Origin of the sequence: Rheinheimera baltica DSM 14885 (assembly GCF_000425345.1) — a bacterium.
GTDB lineage: Bacteria > Pseudomonadota > Gammaproteobacteria > Enterobacterales > Alteromonadaceae > Alishewanella > Alishewanella baltica.
The window spans coordinates 136,734-154,535 of the sequence record NZ_KE384352.1 but is presented as its reverse complement, the minus strand read 5'-3'; the positions used below and the strand labels follow the sequence as shown (position 1 = coordinate 154,535).

The window sequence follows — 17,802 nt, the reverse complement described above, 5'->3', positions numbered from 1 at the left end:
TTTATCCCTTTGATAATAATGCGTGGAAATAGCTATGGTGCGTCGCACCGCTTTTGGACGCAGAAGCCAGTTTCAACTCGGATGCACTAGCCGCCGTCATATCCGCTAACTTTTCTTGTATGGTATTAGCTAGCGAATAATGCGCCACAGGTGCCCGCACAATAAAACGTTCATTGGTCTGACAAATAATGCTATCAGGTACTATGGCTGCGATTACATCAGGGTCAACATTACCCGCAGTATGCACAATGCTAATTTTGGCATATAGCCTAACAAGATAATTTAACATACTGTATGAGGACGACGCACCAAAGATTAAGCAATGCTGCGGGGATAATGCATTGTCATTTTCATATAACATCACCCGGCCAAAATTAGGCAAGCCATTATCATAACGCAAATATTGTTTGTAATTAAAGCTGCATAACAACTGCTCCGGTGCCTCGCGTGGCGGGAACAGTTTATTGCCTAAATCACCACAGACACTGCGTTCAACGTATTGATCGTTAGCAAAGCAGGCATTAACCGCAGTCACATCTAAGCCTAATTGTACTGCCAATAATACACTCACCTGCATCGCAGCATGATGGGTCCAGTGCGTATCGGTGTAACGAAAACTGCGCTGGTCTGCGCAAGCGAGCTCTGCTGCAGGATACAACAAAATGGCGCTGGCCCCCACATGCTCTCGCAATTGCTGCACCGGCGTATTTTGCGCCGGCGTATGCGGATAATACTGCGGGTAAACCATTTCTTTGGTCGGCGCAATCAAGGCAGCCAACTTGCGCCCCTGTTGCTGTAACGCCTCAAGCGCATCCAAATACTGCTTCCAATCATTAAGCGTTTGGCCGCACAGGGTGAGCTTACCGGTAAATTGTGCCACGCTTTGGTTAGTATCATTATCAAGAAACAACCACGGAAAAGTGCCTTGTAGCACCTTCATCGTACTTTCAATACGAATATCAACAAAGTCAAATTGCTGTCCATCAATGATAAAACCTACTACAGCGTGATCAGCGCACAACGCCAAACGTTGGCTAAAACCACATTGCAGCTGCATATGCCCAACCGCGGGCTGTTGCAAAACCTTTTCAATAACATCCGGGCGGCACACACTAAGCTCTGCAGTGGCTAAATGCTCGCCATGACGCACATACATTTGTGCCTTTTTAACGCCATCTTGCAATAACAACCAGCCCTGAAATAACAGCCCATCGGTTAGCTGTTGCAGGCTTATTGCAGCTTCAGGCTTGGGAAAATCAAGACACCAGCGTAAAATACCGGGTGCACTGGCTCTCAAGTGCTTTGTTTGAAGATTATAACTGGTCAAATTCTATTACTCTGGTAGCACTACACAGCGTCCCTGTGTCAGCATGTCACGCAAGGCATTAAAAATCAGTACATGGCCTTCGTCATTAACATGCACACCGTCGCCTGAATCAAGGGCCGGGTTTAAACGCTGGTCTAATTGTAAAATATCAAATAACGGTACCACGCAGTCTTTCACTTCCTGGCTTAGCAACATATCAAACTGCTGCAAGCGTGTAATCGCCGCCGCAGACATATTACGCGGCTTGGCCGACAGCACCACACTGGCAACACCCGCCTCTGCAAGTAAAGTGCGCAGTAACATAATATTGCTAACACTTTCTGTGGCAGCCCAGCCCAAGGCCGCATCGTTACTGGGATACGCAATTAAAACTAAATCTGGTTGCTCTTCCAATACCCGGCTAATATTGTGCGCTATATCTGGTTGCGCGCGCGACTCTGCCGGCTGGCAATACTCAGGGAGCGCATGATAAGTGGTGTGTCCCCCTTTAGCAAGGTTCACGGTAGTTCTGTTGCTTTGTTGCTGCCAGGCGGCATATTGCCCGGCCCAACTTAATGACGGCGAACTTGCACCCGCGCCCGCTGCAGAGGACGAGCCCATAATCACGGTACGAAAATTATCGGGTAATACAGCGGCTGGCTCTGGAGATAAATATTGTATCTCACCACAACCTGCCAGCGTATTCTGTGATACCAAGCCCATGACAGTTTTACCCTCGCCAGTATCATCCTCGCCAGCACCAAAGCCGGTTAAAAAAGCTAACATGGCTAACATGGCAAAAATGGAAATAGTGGGCAGCTTAGTCATTTATCATGCTCTCGTGTTACTGCTGACAGCAATTGCCGCCAGATAGGGATTGTTTTGGTATGTGCATAGTGTAGCCAGGCAAAATCGGCGCCTTCTTCTAACATGTTTTGCAGTCGCACAGGCTCAGTTAACAACACGTTGAGTTGCGCCAGCAGCGCTTGCCAATCTCCTACCTCAGCCAAAACGCAGCAGGTAGTCGGCAACCAATGCGCTAACGCGCCATGTCGATACGCCAGCACCAAACGTTTACACGCTAAAGCCTCTAACACTGTGCGACCAAACGACTCTGCCACCTGCGATAAATTGACTACCGCATCCAATTGAGCCAGCGCTTGCTCAGGGTGTTCAACATAACCACGGTACTGCACTATATTAGCTGTACTTTGCAATAGCTGTTGCAACAGCGGTGTATCCGGGCCGTATAGCACAAAATCAATTGCCAGCTCTTCATCGGCTGCACGTTGTGCCAAAGCAAAAAAATCGACAATGCCTTTTTTAGCACTGTTACTGCTAATCATACCCAGTTGCAACCTTGAACCATTTGGCCTTGGCGGGCAATTCGCCAGTGTCGGAGACAGCGCATTAGGCAGCAATACGGTGCGTTCCGGGCAAGCCACAAAGCGTGCTACCGCGTCTGAGTTGGCAATTATCACATCAGCGTAATCACGCACGTGCTGTGCAAGCTCGCTGGAAGTGGCGCCTAATATACGGCACAGTTCAGCATCGGTATCCGCCACTTCACGCACATGAATAAAAGTGCGAAGCGCAAGCTGCTTTGCGGCTACAACCGGCTCATGCAATACACTGGTATTTTGGTACAGCACATCCGGCTTTAACTGTAACAATAAAGCGCGAAAGGCGGCAATGGTTGGCTCGCATGGTGCTTTATCCGCGCGCCACCAGGCATAAGGTAATACAATAAGCTGCTGACACAACGGCAGTAGTTGCTGAATATAAGCGGCATTTATCGCGCTTGGCAGCACAACGGTAAGCGTCAGGTTAAGGTGGTTTAACTGATGCAACACATCAATAAAGCTGCGCTCAGCACCATAAAGTTCGTGGCCCGCAGCATGGGCTAACAGCAGCATATGCGGCCTATCAAAAGCGGCTGCCTGCTGTTTAAGCCATATTGGCCCGCTAACCGGTTGGGTTGACATTAACCAGTGCGACAACACCTCGCTTAGCGGCACTTGGTGCGCCAGTGCATAGGCCGACAGGCTAAAGCCCGGTATAGGGTCACGCCCTTCACTCGCGCCATGGCTGACAAAATGCTGCAGCGCATCCACGCCTGCCGCGGCAACATCCGGGTATTGCGCCAGATACCAGGTGGCATCAAACACCTTTTTAGCTTGCAGTAACAACATCAGGTTATTCCGCTGCACGCTATCACTACCACGACACATCCGTGGCGGCACCGCAAACGGCCGCTGCGTTAACCGGGCAGGCATATACAAAGTGTTTGCGCTGCTGCCAGTCGAACTTTCTGCTGAGCGGCCATGAGAGCAGTCTAAAGAAGAATGCCAGTTCTCTGCCGCTTCACGATAATCGCGGCGTAAGCCCCTATACTGGGTGCGTAAGTGAGTGGCTTTAGTTTGGGTTAAGCTTTTTACATCAGCCAAACCAAAAGATAACGGCAAGCCCGGTTTTACATCTACCACGGCCTGCTGACCAAACTGCTTTAACGTACGCAGCATGTATTCCGTATCTGCGCCAACGCTTACACTGTCCCAAAAACCCAGCTGTTTAACAACCTGGCGCCGATATAACAAGGATGAGGTATTACGGTAGGTCCAGCTGTCCTCTACACGCCAGTGGCCAAACTGCAGTGTCTCGGTACATCTTACCCAATGCGAAATAGACGCCATGGCATTACGGTTAGCCTGTAACGCCGCTACCTGCAGGGCAATTTTCTGCGGATGCGACCAATCGTCACTGTCATGCACAGTAATAAAACGGCCTTTCGCTGCCGCCATACCAACATTACGCACAGCATAGGCGCCTTGGTTTTCGCTCTGGCGTAGCAACGTAATCCGCTTATCTAAAGCAGCATACTGCTGCACAATGTCAGCTGAGTTATCGCTTGAAGCATCATCAACCACAATTATTTGCAGTTTGCGCCAGCTTTGCCGAAGCAGACTCTCAAGGGCATAGCCAATGGTTGCCGCCGCGTTATAACACGGCACAATGACGCTGACTAAGGGTTGCCATAAATCGCTTATTTTAGCCGGCAACGTGGTGGCTTTTAAGGTGCCAGCTTTTAACGTGCTGAGCAAAGCCCCACTGTCATCGGCCAGGCCCATTAATCCCTGCTGTTCAAACACCTGACTTAAGGTGCGCAGTTTATCAGCGCCTTGCTGCAACATAGACGCTGCAAGGGCTTTATCAGCGGTTTGCGGCCAGTCTTCACGCTTAAGTAAAGCCAATGCCCGCTCGGGTTGCTTGCAGTTGATAGCCGCAGAAAACGCCAATAAAAACGGACCTTGGTTTGCAAGTATTGTCAGTGCTGCCGCGTCATCCAACATGGTGTCTATTAACGGATAAACCTCTTGCCAGCGCTCTAAACTGCCATACCATCGTGCCAACACCCAGGCTGCAAGCGCGTTATGCAGCGGTTGCTGCGACGCGAGCAAAGCCTTAAGTGCTTCCAGGCTAGCAGTAGCATCTTCGGCTTGCCATAACGCGACATCCAACTGCAGTGCCGGCAAATCACATGGCCAACGGTTTTCAAACCGGCCATGTTTCAGGTAGTGCTGCAATGGGTCAATGCCGGCATCCGCCACGTCGGGGTAAGCTGTCAGGTACCAGTCTGGTTGAAATAACTCATCAAAATTCACGTTGTTACTATATTCCTGTGCAAAGACGCATGTCTTACCGGGGCATTTCAGCTCTTTTCTGGGTGAAGTACCAGTCGATAAACAAGGCAACTTTTTCCGGCTGATTTTTACACCAATAAAAACCCGCATATTTGTCAAAATTTTCAGGTGTAATATCCGATATCGGCTTTGCTGGTAAACCCGCTACAACGGTAAACGGCTTAACATCATTCAATACCACAGCATTGGCACCAATAATGGCACCATCACCTATCTTTAAGCCACCAAGTATCTTGCATCCCGTAGAAAGATAAACATCATGCCCTATAATTGGCACCCCAGAAGCACTGCCACCAATAGTAACTCCCGAGCCGATATTACAGCGTTCGCCAATTCGGGTTTGAGCATGCAAAATAATACCAATCCCGCCATAAGCTAGAATGGAGTTTTTACCTATTTGCGCTGTATATGGGACTTCTGAATTATGTAATACATAATTAAGTCGTTTAAGCTTCTCAGCTTTTTCAATATCCCCAGCAACGAAAGCAGCTCTGGCGTGCTGATAAATAGAAAAACCACCGGGTACATCGTGTGTCAATAATTTATCCAAATTACCCAACCATTGTTCAATCATGCTTGGGCCCTTGGTGGATTGTTATCAGGGTATTTATTTCCAGCTTTGGATCCAGCCCGGTAAGTACAAGTACCTTACAAGGTTGTACTTGCTGATAACGTTCGGAATAGTGTCCTGGCTCAATATTTAACGCCACCGCGCTTGTGGAGTTAAAAGAAAGCAACAGGTAAACATGCTGACGTTGTAGCTTAACTTGTTCACCAACCTGCGTTACGACGACATCAGGATGCAATAAAACTGAAGTCGCCACTGCGCTGCCTGATCTGCTTTTAACCTATCGCACAACAGCACTTTGTTAAATTGATTTTCCTGCTCACCTAATAACGTAATTTGGCGTTTCAAACCAACATTGGGATCCAAAAAGCTATCCCCACTCATGTGAATAATCTTTCCGTGAATTTCCATAGTATTCATTCGTGCTAGCTCATCCGCAGCAGCGTAATTTGAATATCTTACATTCGCGCAGTTTTCGGTAAAAAAACCGCTATGCGCTTTATAAGAAGTTAAGAAACGTCTGATGTCATTACTATTGTCATAACTATACATGCCACCATCACAGATAAAATCGAGCCCATCTACACGCAGTGTAATGCTGGTATCATCATTATGACGATGAGAAAAGGAGGAGCCACCACATTTAAAGGTAAAATGAAAACCTGGCTGTTTAACAATACAGAAACCTGCTTCGGGGAAGTAACCAACACCAAACTTATTTTTATGATAAGTGTCCGAGACAAAAACCGAGGCGTTGGTTTCAGAGTCGCCAATTAAGGGCAAGCTGCCGTCTTCATATACCTGATATGCTGCCGCGGCTATCGCTTTTTTCAACACCGCTGTAATAGCATTATCTTTAGCTACCAATTCATGCTTATTGATAAATGAATTTATTGCACCGAACAAAGAAAGGTTAAGCATGTGATAAGACGGGCTATTTTCAGTGCAACACCCACCATTATCAAAGGTTCTATCTAACATGATCTTAATGCGACTCAGCGCTTTTACTAGCCATTGCTCGCTTTGATAGCGAGAATATTCAACGGCATGCTGCCTAAACTGAACAACAAGGTTTAGCAACGCTCTGTCCATCATAATGCCATGGTTATTAAAGACATAATGCTTGTCTTGCTCTAGCCAATTAGCATGTTCACTTAAATCTTGCAGTAATTGTTGCTGCAACAACTGCAGTGGCTCGCCTTGTTCAACCCGGTGGGTTACAACATGCAACAACTGAGACAACACACAAGCGCGATTAGTCACAGCATGCTCATCTTTAAACAAAAATGCAGTAGCGGTTTGATCGTCTTCGCGCCACTGCTGATAGGACTTATGTAACTGCAACGCTTTTTGCCAACAGTGTTCATTGTTTTCTACTACTGCGGCCTTCACCAGATAATCTATAAACACCAAAGAGTAAAACCACAACGCTTTGCTTGCCTTATTATTACCAAAATCTGGTTTCCATTGCAGCGTGCCATTTGCCCATACCGGTAATTCACCAACATAAGGAAACACATATTTATTTTCCAACACCTGCTTAGCCGCAGTAAGAGGTTCAACATTTGAATAAGGTGTTACCCCATCTCTTAATGCACCACTTTTTATTGCTTGATGTAAAGGCGAGCTCATCAATTAAATCTCATCAAATAATTGCCTAACCTGTGCAACAAACTGGTTGGCAGAGTAATGTTTTGTAATAAAGCTCACGCCTTGCTGGTGCAGTTCACGGTATGCGGCTTCATCATGGCTTAGCTGCCAAATTCGCTGTGTTAACGCCTGTTGATCCTTGCTAATTAGCACCTCTGGATAGACATATTCACTGCCAGTCCAATGCTTTACCAAGCCAACGGCGCCGGCTGCATAGGCATCGGCTACTGCCAGGTGGAAACTTTCAAAACCAGGCAGCTCACGCATCGACTCGCTAACCGACAGCACAAAACCCACCTGATGTTGCGCCAACGCTTTTTTTATATCGGCAAAGCCAACATGTTCAACGGCGTCAGTTAAGCCTAAGTCGCGAATATGTTGTTCACAATCGGCAAAATACGCCAGTTCGTCAGGGTGATTTTTTAGCCAGGGTAAATCTGCCGACGCCTTGCCAAAAAGCTTCAACCGGTAACGGCTATCTTTTTGCCGCAGCTCAGCCAAAATCTGCAAGGCGTGCAACAGGCCTTTTTTGGCAGGCACATAGCCAATCATCGCCAGGGTAAACCGGCTGTCGGTAAAACTCACTTGTTCATAGCCTGCAACATCAACAAAATTGGGTAACAACCTCACTTTTTGCCGTGGTATGGCAGGGAAGCGCTCCATTAAACGCTCGAAAAACAACACTGAAACCGCGGTTATCGCATCCACGCCTGACAGGGTAAGCTGCTCACCAAACTCCCGGCTTAATTCAAAGCGGTGCATCCGGCAAACTAATTTTTGCTGTGGTGTTTTATGCTGGCTATACCACACCACATTACCCAGCAGCCATTCGCACCAAATATAATCGGCCTGGCTCAGCTTTTGTCGGCTTAGGGTTTCATCATGGCTGTTATGTCCCGGCCATTCATCCACATCCAGCGTAAAATATTCAGCCAATGCCGGCAGCACCGGCCGGATAAACTTTAAATCGTAGCCTGCAATTAACAAACGCGGCTTACACAGTGCAGAAAAACCGGTAAAGTCCCGCTCTAACAGCGTTTGCAGTAACTCTCTGTTACGCGGAATATAATTAAAGGTGGCAATACGCGGCCAGTTTTGCGCAATAAAATCGGCAAACTGTAAAAACAAAGCTTCATCAATGTCGTAACGATTACGAAATATCAAACTGGCCAGCACTGCCTGCAAGCCTTTTTGCAATCGTAATGCAAAGTAATCTACCCCTGCCCCAGCCAGTGCCTGCTGTACGCCCTGCCAAACAATTAAATGGTTGCTCAACTCACGGGCACCGTAAGACTGTGTACTGGAAGCGACAAAAGAGCGGCGCTGGTTATAAATATAAGTGGGGTGAGAAAGGTATTCTACCTGCTCTGCCACGCTTAACACCTGCGCCAGAAAATAACTGTCTTCGCCCATGCGCAGGGCTTCAGGCCAGGTAATAGTATGCTGTTGCAACAGGCTACGCTTGATCAGGCTACAGGGTATCGTGCTTTGGTGGGCAATAATGGCGGCAATTCGTTGCTGTCTGGTTAAGTTGGCTTGCCAGTTATGAACTTTGTTCATCTCCAGCTGCTCGCGGCCGGTATCAGCTATCAAATACCCCCGGACAATACAGGCATTGGTTTGCAGCGCATGCTGATAATGTGTGTTTAACGTATCGGGGAAAATTTCATCGTCACTGTCGAGAAAAAACACATAGTCACCGCGCGCTTCAAGCAGGCCTTTATTGCGCGGTGCAGAGGGTGAGCCTGAGTTGTTAGTCAGTTGAAACACCCGCCAGTTGGGCTGCGCTTTAGCCTGCTGGTTTAGCAATGCCAGGGTGCCATCACTGGAACAGTCATCAACAAAAATCACTTCAAATTGCTCAACGGCAAAATCGATTGCCTGCAGCGAGCTTAAACAGCGCTCAATTTTACCCACTGCGTTATAGCAAGGCACGATAACAGAAATGTGCATAAAAAATCCTTACAGCCTAAAAACAGCCACAGGCTGTGCGGTTAACCAGGCATCCAGCCAGTTTTGCCATTGCGCAGACTGCATTAGCAGTACAGCATCAGCAGCCAGGGTGTCATGTTGCAACGCCATATCGTTATTGGCCGGTGTCGCTAAGTGCGCATTCAAATACACCAAATGATGCCGCGCCATGTTTAACCAGTCCAACGTTGGTATTTGTTTAGGTCTTGCTATTAACACGCTACTTGCCTGCGCGGGCTGATAACGGCCTTCCAGCGCATAGTGCCGGGCAAAATGTACCGAGCTAACACTAATGCCAAAACGGTTAAAACGCTGATACATTGAAGCCAGTTCTGTCACCGCAAAAGCTTCAGTACAGAGCAACAACAAGCGCGCTTGTGGTTCGCGGCCAAACTGTTGTTCAAATACACTAATGGCCTGCTCAGCCTCAGATGGGCTATCAACTGGCGCGCACCACAATAAACTGGTGTTATCCGCTGCGGTAGCATAACCAATACAGTTAAGCATATAGCGCCAGCGCACACTGTAGGTATGGTTGGCCAATACGTTGTCCAGCGCCTTTCGGCGTAGCGACGTAATGGTCTCTGCGGTTAAGCTGCCCAGTCGCTTCGGTTCACGATCGGCAAATACCACAAGCTCACCAAACATGTCGGCAACGCCTTTAGCATAGTTAGACACCACCAAGGTATTAGACGACATCAACTCAAACACCCGGCGGGCAAACATGGTGCTGGACTCAGTAACCGTATTAAAATTTAAGCCCAGTGCAGACGATTTATACACCAACGGCATCTGATCATGCGGCTGCCCCGGTTTAACATAAGGCAAATATTGCTCTGGCCACTTATGCAGCGGATCAGGGTCGCCGTAATAACGGTCATAAATTTCCGGCTCAAAGCCCTCTGCAATCAAGCCGTCCAGCACCTGCGCCATCACTTCGCTGCGCGCTTCGTGATTCGCATACCAGCTACCGGCAAACACCACTTTATTGCTGCGCGCGCTTTCAGTTAACGGGTTAAATAACCGTGGGTTCGTGGCAAAGGGCAAGGCAAAGGCATGCTTTACACCATAATCGGTTTTATAGTGCTCAACGCATTCGGCTGCAGAAGTAAATACATAATCAAATAACACGGCCGTTTTGACAAAATCGTGTTTACGATCAGTGTAGTGCGTTGGGTCTTCTTTGTTCCAAAACAGCGTGGGGATATTATGCTGTTTGCAGTAAGCCAATATATCTAAAAGTACCTGACGGTTTTCATGCTTAAAGTTCTCACTGGCATACACCTTGCCCTTCCATGGCCGTACGCGCGAGTCTTCACCTGACCAGGCCGACTCACAGAAAAATAGCTGTGGTTTTTCAGCAGCAAACACCTGTTGCCAGTTATCCGGCGTAAACGTAATCGCATTAAACTCATCACGAAAACTGTTGTAGGTAAACTCATCCGCTAACAACGCCACGTTTAGCTGGTTTGCTGTCTTAAGTTGATTAACAACCTCGCCAGGCAAAGTTGGTACCGGCCGCACTTTGTCTGGTAACCAGCTGGGTACAATAGCGTTGCGCACCTGTATCTGCTTACCTTGCCACGGGCGAAGGGTTAAACGCAGCAACGCAGCCGCAGGCGGTACCGGGATAACAAAAACATCATCTTTTTGCCTGGCCGACACCACGTAGCGATACCATTTGCCAAAAACAGATGAAAACCGCAGCGGGCCGCAGTGTGTAAGCGTCATCACCTTGCCTTTGGCATCTACCAGCTCAGCCAGCAGCAAACCACAGGTTTTGTCATCGTCGCTGTGCAAACGCAGGGCTAACTGTAACTGCGATGTTTTAGTAAACAACGGTAGCGTCACACAAACTTGTTGCGTTTCGTTTAGCGCGAGCATTTCATCAGCACCAGACAACTGATTTATCAATAGAAAATTATTCGGTTTGCGCCCTTCTGCCCTACCATGCTGTAAAAAATGCACAAACGGATTAGCACCACTTTTGGCTACATCAGCATTTGATTGCAGATAATACTGGCTATCAAACCAGGCTACCGGCTGGCGACCTTCTTTAGCGCCAAATTGTAGATAATGCATTGCCGGTTGCTGCCGCCAGCGTTTATCAGCGGCAACATCAGGGTTTTGCGCTAAATACCAACTCGCATCAAACTGCCCTTGTTGCTCCATTAAACGTGCCACAGGGTTTGGTGGAGGCAGGCGTAATTCCGGTTTACCCGTTAACTTACGCACCAACTTTCGAGATATTTTAAACATGCTTTGGCGCTACCACTTTAGGTGTCTCTTCTGTTTGTAAATACGCGATTAAACGCGAACTCATACTCTCAAGCGCATAGCGCTGGTGGATCCAATCATGCAGCTGTTGCGTTGTCTCAGGTGGCTCAGCTGCACCAGGCTGTAATGACAACTGTTTTATGCGGGCACAGGCCCTGGCCACATCTTCAACACACCATGCTTCGGGGTATAACGTAGTGGCACCTTCCCAGTTAAAGACCACAGGCTGACAACCACAGGCAGCCCCTTCAGCCACACTGTAATGGAAGCTCTCAAAATCGCTGGTCGAGAGAATAACATCCAACTGCTGATACCACTGCGGCATATCATCGCCATGGCCATCAAAGTACACGGCACCTTGCAAAAAGGGGTCTTGCTCAATACGGGCAAACTGCTTATCAAACCAGGCCATTTCGTCTTTGCGATGTGCTTGCATCCAGGCAAAATCGGCAGGCAATTTACCTTTAACCCGCAGCATATAATCGGCATCTGTTTTTCTTAATTCAGCCAATATATCCAGCGCCCGATCAAATCGCTTTGATTTTGGCACCACACCCGCAAAGCCTAACACCTTATTCATACCCGCTTTTCGTGCTAGTGGCGCAAACCGCGATGTATCAACAGCGTTATGTAACACAGTAGTCCGTTTAGCACTATCCGGTGTTAACTGTATTGCCTGCTGTCGAATATGCTCTGCCACAACAAACACCTGGTCAAAAGCACTAAACCCAAGCTTTTCAAATAACTCAGAGCGCAATTCTTGCGAATGCAGCCGGCCAAATAAGCGCTGCGACGGTAACTTGTGCCTGGCATACCATAGTGCATTACCCAGCATCCATTCACAAAATATGATGTCAGCCTGTTTTAGTAACTGCAGACTTTGCTCTGCATCGTGTTGCTGATGGCCTTGCCATTGATCAATTAACACGTTAAAACCGGCCTGCTCTAACGCCGGATAAAATGGCGCAATAAATTTCAAATCATGCCCGGCAATTAACAGGTTTCTCTTGCGAGGTGGCAAAGATAACGTTGGGCTAACAACGGGTTTTCGAATCAATAAACAGGTGCCCTGCTTACTGCTTTTCGCAATCTGCATCAGAAGCGTTTGTTCGTCGGCTTGTTGCAAAAGTGCTGGGCTTGCACTAAACGCGGTTAAACTAAAATCGGGCTTGCCAACCAAGGTGGTTAACCCCGGCCAACTGCCTGCCATAGGCTCGGTGTCGCGGCAAAAAGCGGCTGTACTGTATGGCGAATACAGCGTGCTAAGTTGCAAATCCAACAAGTCATTTTGTTCAGCTTGACACAAAATGTCTGCATTTCTGGCCACAATTAAAAGCGCAGCAGTCTCTATTGGCTTGACTAAAGCGGTTTGAATGCCCTGTTGTTGCAGCAACTGTTTGGCGGCCTCCTGCCACTGAACGGCAAGCACACATTGTGGCGGTTCACTTTGCATCAGCACGGCTTGTGAAGCCTGCAGCGTCATGTTGGGTACCAATACCCATACTGGCATCGGCGTTGGTGCGGCCAGCGTTATTCCGGCAGTACGCAACATAAGGCAAAGCCGATGTGCCGCAGTATGCGCCGTATACACCTGGCGCACACCGTCAAGCCCGGCATGCCATCGGGCGCTGGGGTTTTGCAAGGTTTGCAGCGCCGCCGTGGCCTGCGCATTGTTATCAGCAAAAAACACGCCCTTACCGGCATAGGCCTGCATAGCCTGTCCACTTGCGCTTAATACCGGTGTGCCTGATGCAGCAATCTCCATAACCCGCCTGGAAAACATGGTTGGCGAGTCTGCTACTGAATTCACATTAATGTGCACTGGGTGTGCTTTATACGCTTGCACCATTTGCGGGTAACTTAAGCCACCTTGCACATGAGAGGCCAAATTGTCGGGAAAGCGATAAGGCGAAGCAGGATTATCATGTTGGCGATCATACAGGGTAAGCCCACGCTCAGACGCTGCTTGCAGCAAAGGTAATAACGCTGCGGTGCGCTTCGCGTATCGCTCGCCATAATAACTGCCACCATAAGCCACGGTATCTTGCCAGGCTACGCTTGCAGGCAGTGGGTTATGTAACGCTGGCGAAGCAAAAAATGCCATGCTGCTTACCGTACTTATGCCCCTGGCGGATAAATTTAAATAACGATGCAAGCAATCCGCATCTGAGCTAAACACGTGATCGAAAAAAGCCGCATTTGCCGCAAAACGGTCAAAATGTACCGGATCTTCTTTATTCCAAAACAATGACGGGATCTGGTGCGCACGACAAAACGTTAGCATGTCACGTAATGCGGCACTGCTAGTATCATCATAATGGCCTATCATCCGATGCCACTGCCCGCTGTTACCATTCCAGGCCGACTCAACCAACAAGGCATCAACTTTGGTGTTGCTAAGCTGCTGTTGCCAGTTTTGCGGCGTAACACAAATAAGCTCAGCCGCATCGGATAACGCCGTTAAACTGAACTCATCCGCTATTACCGCAATAACCGGCTTGCTTTTGCCAGGTTTATTTGGCGTTGCGTTATGTTGTCGTAACAGCGGCTGAATCGTATCGCTGTATTGCTGTGTTACCGCCTGCCACGTGCGATGCTGGCGTATCCAGTTAAGTGCTGCACTACCCAGCGCCTCACGACGGCGACTATCGGCAAGGCAATACTTCAGCGCACTGGCAAGCGATCTGGCGTCATCATGACGGCATAACACCGCTCGTTGATGCAACCTAACCCCGGTATCGGCATCTAAAATCTGCTTAGCCGGGCCGGCAAACTCGTAATGCGGTGAAACATCAGATAACACCAGCGTTTTCGCCATCGCCATGGCTTCTAGCGGTTTAAGCGCCGACACCACTTCCGTTACCGCACTTTTGCGTCGCGGAATGGGCATAACATCCATATTGCTAATAAACCTGGCGACATCAGCAAAGGCTACCCGCCCGGCAAACCGGCAGTAGCGGCTGATATTCAGCTGCTGCGCTTGCTGTTTAACCTGCTCCAACACGGCACCATCGCCTAGCAATACAAAGACAAAATTTTCGCCCTGGCGAGCCAAAATGGCCAGTGCTTCCATTAGCACATCTAAGCCTTCATAGCCTACTGCACTGCCAGCATAACCAATAACTAATGCATCATCTGCTATGTCCAGTTGCTTACGCACGTTGATGTCCGCTTCACGCGGATAAAACACGCTGCAATCTACTGCGTTAGGCGCTAAGTTCACCGGTGTAGTCACACCCGCTTGTGTTAGCACTTTACTCAGCTCATCGGTCAGCGTAAACGCATGATCCGCTTCAGCCGCTACCAAAAGTTCAAGTTGCTGCTCTAACTGAAACCGCTCTGAACTGGCCCAATCCGGGCGTAACGAGCCTTTAGTCAGATGCCATAAGCCACGCAGTTCATAAACAAATGGAATACCCAAACGTCTGGCCGCAATAAGGGCCGGTATAGCAGTAACATGATTTGATGCCGCGATAATAAGCCCGGCACGGCTGTGCTGCGCTTCACGGCAAAAATGATCAGCGGTAATAGCAATGTAACTTGCCAGACCAACGTCTTCTAAATGGCTGCCATTATAGGCGGTGTAGCAAATTCCATCTATGTGTTGTTTGTGGTAGCTTGCCGCCGCCATAATGTCTTGCGTATCCCAGGGGAAGCCGGGGCGTGTCGCGACATTAACCTGCCACCCTGCGCCAGCTAACCCCGTCGCAATACCATGTGAGCGCGTGGCATAGCCGTTTGTGACATAGGGTAAAGACTGATGCAAACAATACAACACCTTATTGGCGCGCGGTGTATACAAAGCATCCGGTTGGCGTTTAGGGAGCGTGATACCCTGCTTTACCTGGTACAAACCGAGCACCTGTCGCCCTAAGCGCAGTTGCTCAGGGGTGCAGGCTTGTTGTAATAAACGTTCCAGCCTGGAGCGCACAAAGGTCACTTCGCCTTTGTTATAAAAATAGTGGTTAATGTAATTCCACTGTTCCAGCAACAGGGCTTGTTTATTGTCTTGGTATAACCGCATCTGCTGCAGATACACCTTCGCAGGCGCCTTTAAGTAGAAGCCACGCACACACAGGGCTAACGACACACAGCTATCCGGCAGCACCCAGGACACAATTTGTTTATCTTTGCTTTGGCTATCGGGTAAATAAACAAAATGGCTGTCAAACACTTCAGACCAACTTAGCCCCGCACAAGGCGTCTTTAAGCGCTCACCCTGGTTATTACACAGTTTTATTAATAGTACTGCTTTGCGGCCCATTTCAGTACCGGTCGCTTCGTAACGCACCGCGCCATGAATAGCCACGGTACTTAACGCCGCCAGCGTAAACGTCTGCCAATCAGTACTGTCGTCAACCGGTATCCAGCTATCCGGATTACCGCCAACCGGCAATATAGGCTCCGCCTGTTGTTGTTGTTGTTGCTGTTGCAACACCCTGCTTAGTTTTAGTTGCTGTGGATTTATCCGGCTTTGTATAGTCCCCACACCGATTAACGGCGCTAATTCTGCCGCCAACTCAGGCTGGGTTAATGGCCAATCAATAACCTGAGGTAAACCTGATATAACGTTGTTGCTTAACACGAGGGTGCAATCAGACAATAATTCAGCGGGAAGCGCTGGCAGTGTAGCCTCGTTATAACAGCGTAAATCAGCCACTAAGGGTAACCCAAGTGTGGCGGCAACCTGGCTAGCGGCGTTCAAAAGGTATTCTGGCAAGCAAGTCACCAACAGTGTCGGTTTATACAAACTGAGCGTTTGGGCCAGCGTATCGGCTAGTACGTTACCTGCTTGCGGGGTTAAACCCAGCTGCAGGTAGTAGATGCCATCTTGTATTGGCTCTTTGTCTTTAGCAACGGGATCAGCACACACCGGGCCAAAGCAGTCAAATACCACAACATCTACCCCAACGGCATGCCATTGCTTAGCGGCGGTATGCACAAATGCGGCATAGCCATCAGCCACTGATGAACTCGTCACCGAGTGATTAGCCAACAAAATCACCCGGCGCGAAATAGAAGCTAACGGTTGCACAGCCGCTGTTGTCATAACGCTATATCCTTAACGCAACAAGCCCACTGCATCCACTACCGCACTATGGCTGGCAAGTTCAGCGGTTATCGCAGTAAACGCACTGTGTCGTACCAGCACACATATAATATCAGCATCTAATACACTGCGAACATCGGTTAGTACAACGTCAGGTTGTGATAGTGCAGCAGGTAAGGTGTTAATATTGGGCTCTGCAACCAGCAGCTGACAGCCTAATTCCGCCAGTGCAATGGCAATATCCAGCGCCGGGCTTTCACGCAAATCATCAATATCCGGTTTAAACGCCAAACCTAACACCGCTACTTTAGCCTGTTTGCGGCCCGCATCCGGGTTCGCTTTGTGCCACGCATCCAGCTGCTGTTTTACTTTATCCAACACCCAATCTGGCTTACTGTCATTCACTTCACGTGCCATACGAATAATACGGGCGTAGTCCGGGCAAGAATCAACAATAAACCATGGATCTACTGCGATACAATGGCCGCCAACACCGGCACCGGGTTGCAAAATATTTACCCGTGGATGACGGTTCGCCAGGGCAATAAGCTCCCAAACGTTGATGTCTAGCTTGTCGCAAATCATTGACAGCTCATTGGCAAAGGCAATATTAACATCGCGAAAGCTATTTTCTGTGAGTTTGGCCATTTCTGCCGTACGGGCATTGGTAATAACACACTCACCTTTAACAAATACTTTGTATAGCGCAACGGCCGCTGCCGAGCATGCGGCTGTCATTCCCCCAATAACGCGATCGTTTTGCACCAGCTCTCGCAATACATGGCCTGGCAATACACGCTCAGGGCAATGCGCAACGCGAATATCTGACGCTTCACCTTCGCTTTGCGGGAAAGATAAATCAGGCCGTGCATCCGCTAACCACTGCGCCATTTGTTCAGTGGCGCCCACCGGCGAGGTTGACTCCAAAATAACCAGGTTACCTTTGGCCAACACCGGCGCAATAGCCTTACACGCCGCCTCTATATAACGTAAATCGGCCGCATGGTCGTCTTTAAATGGCGTAGGTACTGCCACAATAAAAGCATCAGCAGGCTCTGGTATTAAGGTCGCCTTTAAATAACCATCGCTGACAACAGAGCGCACCACGATATCTAAATCGGGTTCAACAATATGAATTTCACCACGGTTAATGGTATCAACCGCCTTTTGGTTAACATCAACACCAATAACTTTTATCTTACGCGAAGCAAACACGGCTGCGGTGGGCAGACCTATGTAGCCCAAACCAATAACCGACAGCGTTGAAATTGTCATGCAA

General features: G+C 48.7%; 10 protein-coding genes. All 10 read right to left on the bottom strand.

The genetic code is table 11. From position 1 onward, the window contains the following. Window position 1: 1 nt before the first annotated feature. Genes H595_RS23235 through wecC form a run of 10 tightly spaced genes read right to left on the bottom strand, consistent with a single transcriptional unit; the run spans window position 2 to window position 17,798 of the window. Window positions 2–1,297: an alginate O-acetyltransferase AlgX-related protein gene (locus H595_RS23235; RefSeq protein ID WP_156886049.1), complete on the bottom strand. Its 1,296-nt coding sequence runs from the start codon at window positions 1,295–1,297 to the stop codon at window positions 2–4. A 36-nt stretch (window positions 1,298–1,333) separates the two neighbouring features. After that, on the bottom strand, window positions 1,334–2,134 hold the full coding sequence (locus tag H595_RS0120450; protein WP_027672793.1) for an SGNH/GDSL hydrolase family protein: 801 nt from the start codon (window positions 2,132–2,134) through the stop codon (window positions 1,334–1,336). Next, window positions 2,131–4,968 (bottom strand): glycosyltransferase, encoded by a 2,838-nt coding sequence (locus H595_RS23720; RefSeq protein ID WP_051220029.1) that lies wholly within the window; start codon window positions 4,966–4,968, stop codon window positions 2,131–2,133. The genes H595_RS0120450 and H595_RS23720 overlap by 4 nt, the downstream gene beginning before the upstream one ends. Before the next feature lie 34 nt (window positions 4,969–5,002). Beyond that, on the bottom strand, window positions 5,003–5,581 hold the full coding sequence (locus H595_RS24055; RefSeq protein WP_084153681.1) for an LbetaH domain-containing protein: 579 nt from the start codon (window positions 5,579–5,581) through the stop codon (window positions 5,003–5,005). Continuing rightward, entirely contained in the window at window positions 5,574–5,831 is a 258-nt protein-coding gene (locus tag H595_RS0120435; RefSeq protein WP_156886048.1) for a hypothetical protein, read from the bottom strand. The genes H595_RS24055 and H595_RS0120435 overlap by 8 nt, the downstream gene beginning before the upstream one ends. Then, window positions 5,792–7,207, bottom strand: a complete 1,416-nt coding sequence (locus tag H595_RS0120430) for a heparinase II/III domain-containing protein (RefSeq protein ID WP_027672791.1) — start codon at window positions 7,205–7,207, stop codon at window positions 5,792–5,794. Before H595_RS0120430 ends, H595_RS0120435 begins: the two co-directional genes overlap by 40 nt. A 3-nt stretch (window positions 7,208–7,210) precedes the next feature. Continuing rightward, window positions 7,211–9,178: a glycosyltransferase gene (locus tag H595_RS0120425; protein WP_027672790.1), complete on the bottom strand. Its 1,968-nt coding sequence runs from the start codon at window positions 9,176–9,178 to the stop codon at window positions 7,211–7,213. Between the two features lie 9 nt (window positions 9,179–9,187). Further along, window positions 9,188–11,455 (bottom strand): CgeB family protein, encoded by a 2,268-nt coding sequence (locus tag H595_RS23715; RefSeq protein WP_027672789.1) that lies wholly within the window; start codon window positions 11,453–11,455, stop codon window positions 9,188–9,190. After that, the gene (locus tag H595_RS23710; protein WP_051220028.1) at window positions 11,448–16,523 is read right to left on the bottom strand and encodes a glycosyltransferase; all 5,076 of its coding nucleotides are present in this window, start codon (window positions 16,521–16,523) and stop codon (window positions 11,448–11,450) included. Before H595_RS23710 ends, H595_RS23715 begins: the two co-directional genes overlap by 8 nt. 12 nt (window positions 16,524–16,535) lie before the next feature. After that, window positions 16,536–17,798, bottom strand: coding sequence for a UDP-N-acetyl-D-mannosamine dehydrogenase (gene wecC, locus H595_RS0120410; RefSeq protein WP_027672788.1), 1,263 nt, complete (start codon window positions 17,796–17,798; stop codon window positions 16,536–16,538). Window positions 17,799–17,802 lie beyond the last annotated feature (4 nt).